The sequence below is a fragment of the Azospirillum sp. SYSU D00513 genome (assembly GCF_017356015.1).
Classification (GTDB): Bacteria; Pseudomonadota; Alphaproteobacteria; order Azospirillales; family Azospirillaceae; genus Azospirillum.
The window spans coordinates 116,848-130,593 of the sequence record NZ_JAFIQV010000008.1 but is presented as its reverse complement, the minus strand read 5'-3'; the positions used below and the strand labels follow the sequence as shown (position 1 = coordinate 130,593).

17 protein-coding genes and 2 tRNA genes are annotated in these 13,746 nt (G+C 68.3%); 9 read left to right on the top strand and 10 right to left on the bottom strand.

What is annotated here, in order from left to right:
* Positions 1-10 precede the first annotated feature (10 nt).
* Positions 11-880: a phosphate ABC transporter substrate-binding protein gene (locus JUB11_RS08615; RefSeq protein ID WP_207458104.1), complete on the top strand. Its 870-nt coding sequence runs from the start codon at positions 11-13 to the stop codon at positions 878-880.
* Positions 881-890: 10 nt separating this feature from the next.
* Positions 891-2,267 carry a TAXI family TRAP transporter solute-binding subunit gene (locus JUB11_RS08610; protein WP_207458103.1) on the top strand — a complete coding sequence of 459 codons (1,377 nt, stop codon included), beginning with the start codon at positions 891-893 and terminating at the stop codon, positions 2,265-2,267.
* Positions 2,268-2,271: 4 nt separating this feature from the next.
* Here JUB11_RS08610 and JUB11_RS08605 read toward each other — a convergent pair whose 3' ends face one another.
* A complete protein-coding gene (locus JUB11_RS08605) occupies positions 2,272-2,691 on the bottom strand; it encodes a secondary thiamine-phosphate synthase enzyme YjbQ (protein ID WP_207458102.1) in 420 nt (139 codons plus the stop codon).
* Between the two features lie 193 nt (positions 2,692-2,884).
* On the opposite strand from JUB11_RS08605, the gene JUB11_RS08600 reads away from it, so the two are divergent.
* Both JUB11_RS08600 and JUB11_RS08595 read left to right on the top strand, forming a co-directional pair.
* Positions 2,885-3,169, top strand: coding sequence for a hypothetical protein (locus JUB11_RS08600; protein ID WP_207458101.1), 285 nt, complete (start codon positions 2,885-2,887; stop codon positions 3,167-3,169).
* Between the two features lie 90 nt (positions 3,170-3,259).
* On the top strand, positions 3,260-3,616 hold the full coding sequence (locus JUB11_RS08595) for a hypothetical protein (protein WP_207458100.1): 357 nt from the start codon (positions 3,260-3,262) through the stop codon (positions 3,614-3,616).
* A 14-nt stretch (positions 3,617-3,630) separates the two neighbouring features.
* Here JUB11_RS08595 and JUB11_RS08590 read toward each other — a convergent pair whose 3' ends face one another.
* Entirely contained in the window at positions 3,631-4,788 is a 1,158-nt protein-coding gene (locus tag JUB11_RS08590) for a hypothetical protein (RefSeq protein ID WP_207458099.1), read from the bottom strand.
* Positions 4,789-5,118: 330 nt separating this feature from the next.
* Positions 5,119-5,194, bottom strand: a tRNA-Glu gene (locus tag JUB11_RS08585).
* 139 nt (positions 5,195-5,333) lie between these two features.
* Between JUB11_RS08585 and JUB11_RS08580 the strand changes: the two genes are divergently transcribed.
* Positions 5,334-5,409, top strand: a tRNA-Phe gene (locus JUB11_RS08580).
* A gap of 126 nt (positions 5,410-5,535) precedes the next feature.
* On the opposite strand, the gene JUB11_RS08575 is transcribed toward JUB11_RS08580, so the two are convergent.
* Positions 5,536-6,465, bottom strand: coding sequence for a restriction endonuclease (locus JUB11_RS08575; protein WP_207458098.1), 930 nt, complete (start codon positions 6,463-6,465; stop codon positions 5,536-5,538).
* Positions 6,466-6,542: 77 nt separating this feature from the next.
* A complete protein-coding gene (locus tag JUB11_RS08570; RefSeq protein ID WP_207458097.1) occupies positions 6,543-6,962 on the bottom strand; it encodes a lysozyme inhibitor LprI family protein in 420 nt (139 codons plus the stop codon).
* A gap of 275 nt (positions 6,963-7,237) precedes the next feature.
* Between JUB11_RS08570 and JUB11_RS08565 the strand changes: the two genes are divergently transcribed.
* Positions 7,238-7,681, top strand: coding sequence for a carbon monoxide dehydrogenase subunit G (locus tag JUB11_RS08565; RefSeq protein ID WP_207458096.1), 444 nt, complete (start codon positions 7,238-7,240; stop codon positions 7,679-7,681).
* A 28-nt stretch (positions 7,682-7,709) separates the two neighbouring features.
* On the opposite strand, the gene JUB11_RS08560 is transcribed toward JUB11_RS08565, so the two are convergent.
* Entirely contained in the window at positions 7,710-8,042 is a 333-nt protein-coding gene (locus JUB11_RS08560) for a hypothetical protein (protein WP_207458095.1), read from the bottom strand.
* 9 nt (positions 8,043-8,051) lie between these two features.
* Entirely contained in the window at positions 8,052-8,459 is a 408-nt protein-coding gene (locus tag JUB11_RS08555; protein WP_207458094.1) for a response regulator, read from the bottom strand.
* A gap of 216 nt (positions 8,460-8,675) precedes the next feature.
* On the opposite strand from JUB11_RS08555, the gene JUB11_RS08550 reads away from it, so the two are divergent.
* Positions 8,676-9,560, top strand: a complete 885-nt coding sequence (locus tag JUB11_RS08550) for an aldose 1-epimerase family protein (RefSeq protein ID WP_247886927.1) — start codon at positions 8,676-8,678, stop codon at positions 9,558-9,560.
* 6 nt (positions 9,561-9,566) lie between these two features.
* Here JUB11_RS08550 and JUB11_RS08545 read toward each other — a convergent pair whose 3' ends face one another.
* From JUB11_RS08545 to JUB11_RS08535, 3 genes are all read right to left on the bottom strand, one after another.
* Positions 9,567-10,025, bottom strand: coding sequence for a hypothetical protein (locus JUB11_RS08545; RefSeq protein WP_207458093.1), 459 nt, complete (start codon positions 10,023-10,025; stop codon positions 9,567-9,569).
* Positions 10,026-10,062: 37 nt separating this feature from the next.
* Positions 10,063-10,401 (bottom strand): LysM peptidoglycan-binding domain-containing protein, encoded by a 339-nt coding sequence (locus JUB11_RS08540; RefSeq protein ID WP_207458092.1) that lies wholly within the window; start codon positions 10,399-10,401, stop codon positions 10,063-10,065.
* A gap of 98 nt (positions 10,402-10,499) precedes the next feature.
* Entirely contained in the window at positions 10,500-11,105 is a 606-nt protein-coding gene (locus JUB11_RS08535) for a hypothetical protein (protein WP_207458091.1), read from the bottom strand.
* A 371-nt stretch (positions 11,106-11,476) separates the two neighbouring features.
* On the opposite strand from JUB11_RS08535, the gene JUB11_RS08530 reads away from it, so the two are divergent.
* Positions 11,477-12,490, top strand: coding sequence for a trypsin-like peptidase domain-containing protein (locus JUB11_RS08530; protein WP_207458090.1), 1,014 nt, complete (start codon positions 11,477-11,479; stop codon positions 12,488-12,490).
* A gap of 180 nt (positions 12,491-12,670) precedes the next feature.
* Entirely contained in the window at positions 12,671-13,645 is a 975-nt protein-coding gene (locus JUB11_RS08525; protein WP_348771390.1) for a lytic transglycosylase domain-containing protein, read from the top strand.
* The last annotated feature ends 101 nt before the right edge of the window (positions 13,646-13,746 follow it).

The window sequence follows — 13,746 nt, the reverse complement described above, 5'->3', positions numbered from 1 at the left end:
GGAACAGATCATGAGCGTGGGGCGGAGGCTGCTGCTGGTGGCCGGCGGCGGGGCGGTGGCGTTCCTGCTGGGCGGGGCCACGACAAATTGGGACCTGGGGCAGGAGCAGCGGGTTTCGCTGCTCATCGCGGGGTCGGAGGAGTTCCTGTCCTACGCGTCGGCGCTGTCCGACGCCTTTGCGCGGGAGAATCCGCGGACGGACATGGTGCTGGAAGGCGGCGGGACCGCGCCGGGCCTGATCGCGGTCCGGCGCGGCGCCATCGACGTCGCCATGGCTTCCCGCGAGCCCAGCCGCGCCGAGGAGGACAAGCTGACCCGCTCCTACCTGGTCGCCCGCGACGCGGTCGCGCTGATCGTCAACCCGACGAATCCCGTGCAGAACGTCAGCAAGCGGCAGGCCGCCGCCCTGTTCGAGGGCAAGGCCGCGGGTTGGGCGGAGCTGGGCTGGAGCGAGGCCGGGGCAAAGGGCGACACCGATGGCGCCGTCCGCGTCTACCGCCGCAAGGAGGGCTCCGACGTCCAGAAGGCGCTGGAAAAGCTGGTCCTGGACAACGGTGACATGACGCCCAACGCGGTGCTCCTGGAAAGCGGCGCCGCCATGATCGAGCGGGTTGCGGCGGATCCGGCGGGCGCCGGCTACGCCACGCTGGCCGACGTCACGGCGGCGCAGGCACGGGGCGCCCAGGTGAAGGTGCTGGCGGTGGACGGGGTGCCGATCACCCGCGCCACGATCCTGTCTGGCCGCTATCCGCTGACCCGCTCCTTCTACTGCGTCCTTCAGGGCGACAAGCGGCCGCAGGCGCGGGCCTTTCTGGCTTTCGCGCAAAGCCGCGCCGGGCAGGACGCGCTGGAATCCATGGGCCTGATCGCGGTCCGCTGAAGGGAACATCATGTCCGACGATTACACCTCCCATCTCACGGACATCGCGGCCCGGTTCCAGGGCAACGAGCTGGTGCGCCGCTGCGTCGGCGTCCTGCTGATCGCGGCGCTGCTGGGCGTGTCCGGCTATTTCGTCTACGACCTGATGCCGCGCCGCTACCAGCTCACCATCACCGGCGGCGAGATCCTGGGCAACCGGCATTACCTCGCCAAGGTGCTGGAAGAGGAGGCCGGGGAGTTCGGCGTCGCGCTGAAGATCGTGCCGACGCGCGGCAGCCTGGAGGCGCTCGAGAAACTGGAATCCGGCGAGCTGGACCTCGCCCTGTCCCAGGGCGGGCTGGAGCCGACCTTCGAGAACATCGTCCACGCCGCGACCATCGCTCCGGAACTGATCCATTTCATCGTAAAGCCGGAGATCCAGGGCATCCAGGACCTGCGCGGCAAGGTCATCAACCTCGGCGGCAAGTCGGGCGGGACGCGCGTCGTGGCGCAGCAGATCCTGAAGATGTCGGAGCTGGAGGAAGGCGTCGATTACGTCGAGACCAACTTCAGCGCCGAACGGATCGTGACGATGCGTCCGGAGAAGCTGCCGGACGTGGTCGTCAACGTCTCCTTCCAGCCCTCTTATCTGGCGGAGTTCCTGGTGCAGGAGCGCGGTTACCGCATCCTGGAGATTCCCTTCCCCGGCCCGTTGGCGCTGCGGCTGGGCTGGGTCGCCGACGCGACCATCCTCGCCTACACCTACGGCGTCGAGCCGCCGGTGCCCGAACAGGACAGCCGGACCATCGGCGTCAACCTGCACCTGCTGGCCAACGCTGGCGTGCCGCCCCGCGCCGTCCATGCCCTGCTGGACGCGCTCTACAGCCCGGCGGTTCAGAGCCGGCTGCGCATGTCCTTCGACGAGGAGAACATCGCCCTGCCCTCCGGATTCCCGCTGTCGGAGGGAACCACCAGCTTCATGGCGCGCAAGGAGCCCTTCTTCTCCGCCGAGATGATGGAGGACGCGCAGGCCGGTGCGGGCCTGCTCGCCTCGCTGGTGTCGGTGCTGCTGATCGGCGTGCGCTGGTTCCGCGGAAAGCCGATCAAGGAGGAGTTCGACGACGCCGAGATCAAGGCACGCATCGCCGCCGTCGCCGCCCTGGAAGGCGAGCTGCTGGAGCTGGGCCGCGCGGGTCCCGTGCCGCGGGCCGAGTTGGAGGCGCTGGACCGCCGTCTGGCCGCGCTGAAGACCGAGGCACTGGAACGGATCGGGGCGCTGAAGCTCGCCGACCCGTCGCTGGTGCCGACGCTGCTGGCGGCGGAGGGCAGCGCCCGCGCCCGGCTGGCGGCGCTGGCAGTCCCTACAGCGGCAGCGGCGGAGCCTCTGCCGGAGCCCATGCCGGCCTGACGCCCTACTCGCCCAGCAGATGCAGGGCGAGCTGGCGGCTGTGCGGGCGGGCGCGGTGCTCGAACAGGTAGATGCCCTGCCAGGTGCCGAGCGCCATGCGCCCCTCCATCACGGGGATGGAGAGCTGCGTGTTGGTGAGTGCGGCGCGGATGTGGGCCGGCATGTCGTCCGGCCCCTCGTCCGTGTGGAGGTAGAGCGACGGGTCCTCCGGCGCCAGCCGCTTGAAGAAACGCTCCAGGTCGCGGCAGACGTCGGGGTCGGCGTTCTCCTGGATGAGGAGGGACGCCGAGGTATGCCGGCAGAAGACCGTCAGCAGCCCCGTGCCGATCCCCTGCCCCGCCAGCCACCGTTCCACCGCCCCGGTCACCTCCACCAGCCCGGCGCCACGGGTCTGGACGGTCAGGGTCGTGACGGCCTGCTTCATGGGAGGTTTCCTTGGGCTCTGCGTTGGGAGTTCGTACCGAATTTCTAACGGCGCCCGAACCCGTACGGAAGGTGCTGCGCAGAGTTCCCTATTTTTCCTGCCCGCCCGGCGAAAAAATCCGGGAATAAAAAATTTCGGGTCCGTGTTCGCCCGGTGACGCTGTGCCACCGCAACATCGGGATGGGTTTCTCCCATGACGAACAACGCCGTCATTCTGCACGTCTACGACGCCGAGCTGCCCGACCGCCCTCAGGCGACGCGGAAGGTCAAGGAGGTGGTCGGGCTGCTGCGCCAGGAGCGGGGCGAGCCGGACGCCGCCTTCCTGAACCGGGCCGAGGCCACGGTCCGCTCCCTGCGCGAACAGGTCTGGACGCCGCCCCGCCGCCCCGCCGGCGGCTTCGCCGAACTGCTGGGGCTGGAGCCCGGCCGGCGCGTCTATGCGGGCGAGCTGGAGGTCGAAACCGTTCCGACGTTATGACGCTCGGCCGAAAGTTGGCTGTACGGAAGGGCTGTCTTGATTTCCGAAAAATCGGGGTATCTCTAATTGTAGAGAGAGCGGAGGTGCCCGATGTTCAGCCACACCAACAAAGATGCCGAACTCCGGAGAGTCGCGACCCGGAACGCCGTCGTCGTCCACAGCTACCGCGAAGGCGACCCCTACCACCCCGGCGGCACGCGGGAGATCACCCAGATCGTCGGCGTGATCCACCAGGAACCCGGCGAGGACGACCAGAGCTTCGACGGGCGCGTGCGCAAGACGCTGGAAGACATGCGCGCCCGCACCTTCAAGGACATCCTGCCGCCCGGCGACCCGCTTGTCGCCAGCGTCGGCGACCGCCCGGCCTATTCCGGCACGCTGCATGTGGACGCCGCGCCGACGCTGGGCGAACGGCTGGCCAGCGTCATGACGGTCGAGAAAGCCTGAAGGGCCGCGCCCGCCTAACCCTCGCGGCCAAGCAAGCCGGCCTCGTTCAACCGGGCCTTGAGAGCCGTCTTGGCGAAATGACGGGCGCGCAGCCGGTCGATGCGGTCGAGGAAGTCCGCTTCCCAGCCGTCGCGCACCGCCAAGGCCTTCAGGTCGAGCAGAAGCGCGACCGCCTGCTTGTACTCGGCGGCGCGCTTCATCTCGATCAGGCTTTCCACCTCCCGCCAGGCGGCCTCGACCCGTTTTTCCAAGACCCTGAGCCGCCGGGCCTGCGCATCCGCCTCGGCGCGCTCATGCCGCGCCCGTTCGAGGGCGGCCTGTTCTTCGGCGCGCCGCTGCCGTGCTTGGGCATGAATCGCGGCGGCGGCGCGAAGATCGCCGACACGGCGCGGCTGGAGTTCGGGCAGTCCGCGCCCCAGCGTTCGCATGCTCTCGCGGCAGCGCCGGCGTATCTCTCCGGGGATCGTGGCCCCCTCGCCCCGAAGGACGCGCAGGAGAAGCGCGTTTTTCTCCTCCTCCGGAAAGCTGCGGACGAAAGCCTCCAACGCCGTGTCGGTCAACGGGTCTTCCGCCGGAGCGTCCCCCTCCGCCGCAGCGGCGACGAGGTCCTGATCCAGTTCGAAAAAGGAGGCGAAGGCCCGCAACGCGCCGTTGAGCCGCGACAGGCCCGGAGGCCGCGGCGGTTCCAGTTCTCCATCATCCAGCGTGTCCCACTGCACCTGGAGCAGCCAGATCAGATAGAGGCAGCGCAGATCGCCTTCCAGCAATTGGAAGCGCAATGGCGCCAGCACGGCCATCCAGCCGGTGCCATCGTCCGTACGGTCCAGTTCCATGTCGATGGCCCCGAACCTCAGGATCAGGCTTCCATCCTTCTCCACCACCCGAAAATTCTCATCGTCGGCATAGGGCTCGAACAGCCGCGGGTCGAACAGCCGGCGCGGCAGACGGACCATGAAGGTCCGCGAGGCCCAGTCCGCGACATGGACGTGCAGGTCGAACCATCGCGTCATCATCTCCACGGGATCGCCCGACAGATCGCCCCAGTCATACTGGTTGGCGAAGCCATGCGCGGTGATCCGTGCCCGCGACGAGATGGCCCGCAGCTGAGCTTGGTCCCCGGCGTCGAGCGGCCGGTCTACGGCCAGGAACTCGTAATATTGGTACGCGCTCATGATCCGATCTCGAGGGAAGACAGCGGCGGAAGGTGCCACCGAAACGGCATCCACTCTTTCCGGATCACGGGCCGGACGCAATGGCGACCGCTTCCAACCCCGGAAAAGCGGATGGCGGCAAGGGCGGTGATCAAAGGCACGGCCATCGAAGGGGCGCTTCGCCGATGCGCGAAGGCGTGCCGTTCCTCACCCAACTAAAACAGTCGAATGTGACCGCCCTAGCATCGGAGCAATAAACGCCCAAGGACTGAAGAACGCGAAAGGGCAGAAGGAGGCTTCGGGACCTTCACCGATCGAGAAATCGGCACCGTGCGGTTGCAACGTGGAAGGTGGCGTCCCCAACGAGATTCGAACTCGTGTCGCCGCCGTGAAAGGGCGGTGTCCTAGGCCTCTAGACGATGGGGACGTCGTCGCCGTGGGCCGGGTATTTACCGGCGTTTTTCCGGGAGCGCAAGCAAAAGCTTTGGCTAGACAGACCCAAAAATCTTCCCTATAAGACCGCCCACACCACGCCGCAGCGGACGAAACGCCCCGCCGGCCAGGATGCCCAGGTAGCTCAGTTGGTAGAGCAGGGGACTGAAAATCCCCGTGTCGGCGGTTCGACTCCGTCCCTGGGCACCACCTCTCTTCCCCATGTAAATGTTCTGAAGCACACGAGCCCGGCGGCTCCGCAGGCCAGATGCAAAGTCCCGCGCCATCGCGCAGGAACCTCTTCCCTGCGCGCTTCGTCCGTCTTTCCTGTGCTGGTCAGGGTTCGAAGAATTCCTCGTCCAGCTTCTTGATGTGAAGCACCTCCTCGACCCGGCACCCGACGCCGTGCCGGATCATGAGCCGGGCGAACTGCGTGCCGTCGATCAGGACAATGCGCTTGCTCAGAAGATCGGCGGTTTCGCGGGCGGAGGGAGAGAAGGTCGAGGTGGTGACGAACAATCCCTTACTGGCCTTGAAGCGGTCCAGGCTGCCGAAGAAGTCACGGATTGCTCCGGCACCGACGGTGTTGCCTTCCGCATAGCGCTTTGCCTGGACATAGATCCGGTCCAGACCAAGAGGGTCCTGGTCGATGACCCCGTCCACGCCGCCATCCCCGCTGCCCCCGACCAGCGCCTTGTCCATGTCGGCAACCGAGCCGCCATAACCCATCGCAATGAGCAGGCGGACCACGAGGCTTTCGAAGAAAGCGGGCGTTCCGGTGCGGACGCGCTGGAGCAGGTCATCGGCCAGCGCCGCCTCAAGCTGCCGGTGCGCACCCCGCATCACCTCATCCGGCGTCAGCACGGAAATGATCCCAGCCTCGGCCACCGGGATCTCGGCGTCGCCACCGGTCACGGCCTCCGCTTCCGCTTCGCGGAAACGCTGGAAATCGGGGAAGCGCGTCAGAAACTTGATGTCGATGCGGTCCGGCGGGTTGGCCAGCACCTCCCGGCCACGTTCCGTGATGCGGTAATGCGCACGGCGCGTGCGCTCGACCAGTCCGGCCTTGCCCAGATAGGCGATGGACCAATGGACGCGGTTGGCAAAAGTGGTCTGCCGGCCGGAGGGCAGCAGTTGCGACCGCTCCTCCGCCGTCAGGCCGAAGGAGTCCGCAAGCCGCTCCACGAAATCGGTCGTGCGCACCTCGCCCTCGGCGGAAACGCGCAGCACCGGAAGCATCACGGTCTGGAAATCGGGTAGTGCCATAGTAAGTCCTGTTCGCGCGGCACCGCTCTGATGCGGTCCTTCATCATGCTGGTGTTCGCTGTGAAGACCTATGCGTCTCAATAGACCTCGGCGATGTGTTCCAATTCTTTTGCTCGCTCGGCCGTCATCGCAAGATTGCAGGATGCCGCGTTGACGATGGCAATGGTGCCCCCAGCTCCGGCCTCAAAACCGCATTTCAATTCGCGGTACTTCAACCATGTCCTTTGGACGTCCCGCAGTTCCTTGCTCCGGGCCGGGTCCGTCTCCTCGGCGGCCTTCATGGCTGCCTTGTAAGCAACATTAAGCAGCGCGTCCTGCCGTTCATGCTCCGCGGAAATGCAGTCGAGCATCTCCGACGTGACGCCGCCGCTTCGATCCATACACTGGCTGAACCGGACCGAATAGCTTTCTTCCGGGGAAGCAATGGCCATCGCCGGCAGCATCAATACGGGCAGAAGGAAAGCGGCAGTCACTCGGATTTTCGATGTGATGTTCATGTTTACCGTGCAATCCATTTCCAGCAGAAATTCTCTGGCATGCCCCTGAGCAAGCGGAGCAGGACAAGAGGCGGCGGACCTGAACGGCCCTTTACGCCGCTTCTTTCCTCAACCGAGCAGCACTCAAGGCTCAGTCCAATCCACCATGACGGGTAACATGTTGTAGCATACGCTGTCACCTCCAGCATCGTTCCTGCCGCCCCTACCCCGTCCGAACGGGGTGGCGTGCCGGAATCCCGTCCCCACCTGTTAGGGTCGGCGGTAAGGGAGGACCCATGGAACTGAGGGGGGAATACCGGATTCCGGCGGGGCGCGACCGGGTGTTCACGGCCTTGTGCGACCCGGCGGTGCTGATGCGCTGCATTCCGGTACTGGAGGAGATGGAGCGGCTGTCGCCGACCGACTACACGGCGCGTGTCCGCGCCTCGGTCGGGCCGCTGAAGGCGCGCTTTTCGGGAAAGCTGCATCTCGACCCGGTCGAGGCGCCGCGCTCCTATCTGCTGCTGGCGGAGGGAAGCGGCGGGTTGGCCGGGATGGTCAAGGGGCAGGCCCGCGTGACGCTGGAGGAGGCGGACGGGCACACGCACCTATCCTACACGCTTGAAGCGGCGCTGGGGGGTGCCGTGGGGCGCATGGCGGTGAAGCTGGTTCAGGCCAAGGCCGACCGCGTCATCACGGCCTTCTTCGAGCGTTTTTCGGCGGAGATCGGGGCGGTCTGACCGCCGCCCGCGCCATGAATCCGGGCGTTCAGCGCGGCTGGGCGCCCAGATCCTCGAAGGCGAGCCGCTTGCCGTCGTGCCAGAAGCGGCCCTTGCCGTTCACGGTCAGGGCCTTGCGGCCCTCGCGCGCCTCGAAGGTTGCGGCGTAGTAGCAGTCGTAGGAGCCGGGCTTGTCCTTGCTGTCCACGCAGCCCTGCTTGCGGAAGGCCTCGAACTTCGTGAAGGCGCCCTGCCCCTTCCCCTGCACGGCCGTGCGCATGAAGCCTTCGACCAGCGCGCGCATGTCCGCCTCCGACGGCTCGCCGGAGCAGCCGGCCAGCAGAAGGCAGCCCAACAGGACGGGAATGGCACCACGGAGCATGGCGGCCTCTCAGACGGGCGCGGGGAGCAGGCGGTCCACCCGCTCCTTCAAGGCGCCCAGCGAGGGCGGCTTGACCACGAATCCGTTGACACCCAGCGCCATGCCCCGCTTCACGATTTCCGATTCGGTGTGGTTGGTCAGGAAGACCACGGGCGTGCGGGGGTTCGCAACCTCCGCGCTGGCGCGCAGGCTGGCCAGGAAGTCGAGCCCGGAGACCGGCTTCATGTCGATGTCGCAGAGGATCAGGTCGGGTTTGGAGCGGATGCAGGCCTGAAGGCCGCTTTCGCCGTCCTCCGCTTCGATGATCGTGCGGAATCCGATCTGCGACAGGATCTGCGCGATGATCCTTCGGACGAAAGGCTGGTCCTCGATGATGAGGATTGCAAACTGACCGTAGTCGACCGGCAACCTATCCATCGATTCCTCCGCGCAAGGCACCACCCACTGATAATGCGTGCCGCACGCATGAGCAACCATCACGTGCTTCCCTCCGGTCGAATCCCGCGCTCCGCGCTGGCTGCCCCGCTGATCCGTTACCGGCAATTCGGCGTTTCCGGTGACGCGGCTTTTGTCCAGAATGGCCCCTGGCGCAAAAGGCTTCCGGCGCACACGGGTTCGAAGGGGAGGATCGGCATGAACGGGGATGGACTCGACGTCTGGCGCATGGAGGGCGGGCGGCTCTCCGCCACGGTCAAGGCGGACGGGGCCGAGCTGTGCTCGCTGCGCGACGCCGCAGGACAGGAGCTGCTGTGGCAGGCCGGCCCGGCCTGGCCGCGCCACGCGCCGGTTCTGTTCCCCATCGTCGGACGGCTGAAGGATGACCGGCTGCTGCACGAGGGCACGGCCCACCGCATGACTCAGCACGGCTTCGCCCGTGACCGGCGCTTCGCTTGGATGGAGCGCGGGCCGCACGCCTGCCGTCTCGTTCTGACCGACGACGAGGCGAGCCGGGCGCTCTACCCTTTCGCCTTCCGGCTGGAGCTGGCCTTCACGCTGGCGGAGGAGTCGCTGACCATCCGCCACACTGTTTTCAACCCCGGCGCCACGGTGCTTCCCGCCTCGCTCGGCGTCCATCCGGCCTTCCGTTGGCCGCTGCTGGACGGCGTGCCGAAGACGGCGCACGAGCTGCTCTTTTCCGAGGAGGAAACCGCCCCGATCCGTCGGGTGCGGGGTGGCCTGCTGCGGGAAGAGGGCTTCCCGACGCCGGTCCAGGGGCGGCGTCTGCCGTTGGATGAGTCCCTCTTCGCCGAGGACGCCGTGATCCTGGACCGGCCGGCCAGCCGGTCGGTACGCTACGGCGCGCCGGGCACCCCCGCCATCATCCTGTCCTGGGACGGCTTCGAGGAGCTGGGGATCTGGTCGAAGCCGGGCGGCGACTTCCTCTGCATCGAACCCTGGCGCGGCCATGCCTCCCCCGAGGACTTCGACAGGGAGTTCCGCGACAAGCCGGGGCTGATGCACATCCCTCCCGGCGAGGAGCGGAGCTTGGCTTACACCATCACGCTCGCCGGCGCCTGACCGGCCTCAGGGCTGGGCGACAAGGGGCAGCACCCGCCCGTCCGGATCGATCCGGTGGGGAAGAATCGTGATCTGGTCGATCCGCAGATCGGTCACGCTCGGGTAATAGCGGTCGGTGCGGTAGGCCATGCGGTCCAGCTTGTTCTTCCGGTCGAAGAAAAGATGGATGCGGTCCACCATTTCCACCCGCGTCGTGCCGTCGGGGAAGCGGGTTTCCCCACGGATAGCCGGGAAGGGAAAGCTGTAGACCATCTCCGACAGGTTGCTGTAGCGGTCGAAGACCGGCCCCCTGGCCGGCGGGCCGAGCAGGCCGACCACGTCGTCCCGGCCGGCGCCGATCGGGATGACCCGCGCGGGGACGAGCAGACCGGCAGGCTCCGGCGGGCGCACCACGCAGCCGGCCAGCAGGGTCAGGGCCGTGGCGGCGAGAAAGCGGCGCCTGACAAGGAGCGGTACAAGGCGCATGGGTGGGTCCCTCAAGCTATCCTCCGGGCGGATCCGGTCAGGGCAAGCCGACCAGCGTCCCGGCGTTCAGGCGGGCCTGCGGACTGAGCAGCGGGTTGAGGCGGAGGATGTCCTCCAGGGGCACGCTGGTCTTCCGGGAGACGTCGGCCAGCGTCCCGCCTTTCTTCACCTGGTAGAAGCTCCGCACCGCCGGATGCACCGTGCCCGCAACCGGAGCGTACCTGCCGACGGGCGTGGCCGCGAGGTGCGGCACCGTCGACACGGGCGGCACCAGCATGACGACGCCGGGCGCCGCGACGATGGCCGAGGCGCCGCCCGCCGCCGGCTGCACCGGTGCCGCATAATAGAGCGTCTGCGCGCCGGCTCCTGCGGACATGCACAGCATCAGGGACAGAACAGAAGCGCCGGGCAGCGTCGCCCGAAGCCGAGCGGCGGGACTGTGGACAACGGCTTTCATCGCGGGACGATCCTCGGTCAGCGGACGTAATAGACCGGCGGGCTGGCGATCAGCGGCACGGTGACGACGGAACTCGCCATCGGGGCCGCCTGGACCGGAGCCGCCTGATCTGGAGGCGCCAGAAGCGGGACCGGCTGAGCGGGCGCCGACTGAAGGGGCAGGGTACCAATGGAGGCCCCGCCCGGCGCCGGCACGAAGGGTGCTGCCTGCGTGAGTGTTGCCTGCGCGGGCGTCGGGGGCGCGGGCGCTGCCGCGATCGGGGCGGACAGGACCGAAGCCGCGGTGACCGGGGGCACGGCGGTGCCCCGAACGGTCATTGCAGAGGCGACGGCCGCCGGAATCGGGAAAGCGGCCGCGGGGGCACCCGCCATCACTGGTGCCATCAACGGGGCCGGAGCGAGAATGACCGGCGCGGTCGATCCGTCGAGGGGCCCCGATCCGGGGTAGACGGGCACGGTGACCGCCGGCACAGCCAGCATCGGCACGGCGTAGGGCGGTGCAGCATAGGTGTGAGCGGCGTAGGTGGCGTTCACCGGAGTGGCAAGGCCCAGCGGATAGGCGACGGCACCGCAGCCGGACAGGCCAGCGGCTAGGGGAAAAAGCAGGAGAGTCGTCACGCGCATGGCGGTCACCTTGTCGTCCGTCCGGCCGCTCGACTATCACATGGGCGGCCCACGACCGTCCAGAGACGTTACCCCTTTCGCGTTGCGCCACTCCCGGCCCGAGGGGACTCCGCTTCCCTTCGCCGAACGCGGGCAACGCCCCCGGGCGTTGAGTTGAATGGCTTTACGCCACCGCAATCTTGAAGAAAGTTTCTATTCGGCCAATAATGATGGCAGGGCAAACTTTTGCCGAGGGCATCGTGACGCCATCGACGCCAAGTTCCAGGGGACTCATCGCCTTACCACTAGGGGTCAAGGCTTTCCCGCGGCCCGTCGGGCATAGGGCGGGGTGGCGGCGCTACTGCCTGGCCGGCCTGCGGCTGGCGCCCTCGATGGGAAAGCCCGCCCTTCTCTCCTGCTGCCTCGTTCCCATCCTGGTGCTGCTGGCGCCCGCCCCCGCCAGGGCCGGCGATTGTCCAGCCACCCGGCCGGACGGGCAGGCCGCCGCCGTGAGGATCACCATCAGCACCCCGGCCGGACCGGCGCACGGCACCGGGATCGTCTGGGACGCCCGTGGCACTATTGTCACGAACGACCATGTCGTCGCCGCCGGCACCGTCCACGAGGTGACCTTTGCCAGCGGCGCAACCGGCGCCGCCCGAATCGTGGCGCGCGCGTCGGACCGCGACATCGCCGTGCTGGCGGTCGATCCGGCATCGCTCCACGGACCTGGGACGGGGAACGTTCCGGCCCCGCAAGCCGCGGCACGCGATCTGCGCCCCGGCGACCCGGTCTTTGCCCTCGGCAATCCCTTCGGCCGCGGCCTCGCGCTGGCGCAGGGCGTCGTCAACGGTTTCGGGCGGGAGGTCATCACCGGCCCGCGTACACATCTGTACGACATGCTGGAAACCACCACACCGCTGAATCCCGGCAATTCAGGGGGGCCGCTGTTCGACTGTTCCGGGCGCGTGGTCGGCATCAACACCGCCGTCCTACAGCAGGGCGGTGGCAGCCTGGGCTTCGCCATCCCCATCGACCATGCCCGTGCGGTGGTCGCCGCCCTGCTCCAGGGCCGCGCCGAGGTGGTGGAAGCCGTCTCCACCCCCATGGCGCCGGCACCAACGGCGCTGGAAGCCGTCGCGCCGGCCCGCCCAGAGCTCGGCGTCCAAGTGGTGCCGGACCGGGTCGGGCGCCTGATGATCCGGCAGGTGGTCCCGGGTTCGCCCGCCGAACGGGCCGGGACAAGGCCGGGCGACGCCATCACCAGGGCGAACGGGCGCCGCGTGTCCAGCCTGGCGGAGTTGCGGAGCGCGCTCCGCACGGCCGAACGCCCGGTCATGGTGCTGCGCATCCTGCGGAACGGCGCAGCGCTCGACATGCCGGTCCGGCTCACACCCGCCTCCTGACCAGCCCGCGCTCCTGGCCTCCAGCCCGGAGACCGGCATCTGAAGTATCAGCGCCTGGGCCGGCCCCTGCGGGAAGAAGTCACAGACCGCGCCGTTTACGCTTCGTCGCGGATGTGCAATCGTCCGACCCGTCGAAAGTATGAAGGGGCGGGGCTGAAGGTGGGCAGCACTGTGCGTCGCGTGAAATCACTGTTGGGCGCGGTCGCCCTTTCGGCCCTGGTCGCCTCCTGCGCGGGCGATGCTCCGCAGACGACCGCGGGCAGCGGCAACTTCGACCAGCACATCGCCGAGGCGTCGGCCCGCTTCAACATGCCGGAACACTGGATCCGCGAGGTCATCCGGCAGGAGAGCGGCGGGCGCACCATGATGAACGGCCGCCCCATCGTCAGCCACGCGGGCGCCATGGGGCTGATGCAGGTCATGCCGGGGACCTATGCCGAGATGCGGCGCAAACACGGGCTCGGCCCCGACCCGTTCCATCCGCGCGACAACATCCTCGCCGGCACGGCCTATCTGCGGGAGATGTACGATCTGTTCGGCGCGCCCGGTTTCCTGGGCGCCTACAATTGCGGGCCGGGCTGCTACGGCGACTATCTGGCCGGACGCCGCACCCTGCCCGGCGAAACGCGGCGCTATCTCGCCTCCGTCGGTCCGCGCCTGAACGGCGCGGCACCCGCGCCGGGCGGCTACGACACGGGCATCGTGGCCGTGGCCGCGGTGGACCCGGTTCCCCGCTCCGCCGTGCAGCCGCCCTCCGCCCAGACGGTCACGCGGGCACCGGTCCAGGTTGCCGAACTGCCCCCGCCGGCCGTTGCCCCGCCCTATGTGCCGCCGAGGCCCTCCGTGGCGCCGGGACCGGTCGTCGCCCGCCCCGCTCCCGTCCCCGCCGCTCCGGTGCAGGTCGCCGGGCAATGGACCATCCAGCTCGGCGCCTTCCGTTCGCCCGATGACGGCTCGCGCGTGATCGACCGCGCGCGGCGCACCCTGCCCACCCTGCTCGACCGCGCCAGCCGAGTCGTGCAGCCCGTGAGCACGGAGGACGGCACCCTCTACCGCGCCCGGCTGACCGGCCTGTCGCAGAAGAGCGCCGCCGACAGCTGCGCCAGCCTCGCCGGCCTCGGCATGGCCTGCTTCGTGGTCCCGCCCAGCGCCTGACGGCGTGAGCCGGGGCAGATCAGGCAGCCACCCGGCACGCCTGACCGCATGCTCCGCGGCCGGATTGACAAGGATCTGACGCGGCGGCACCCTTACCCGAA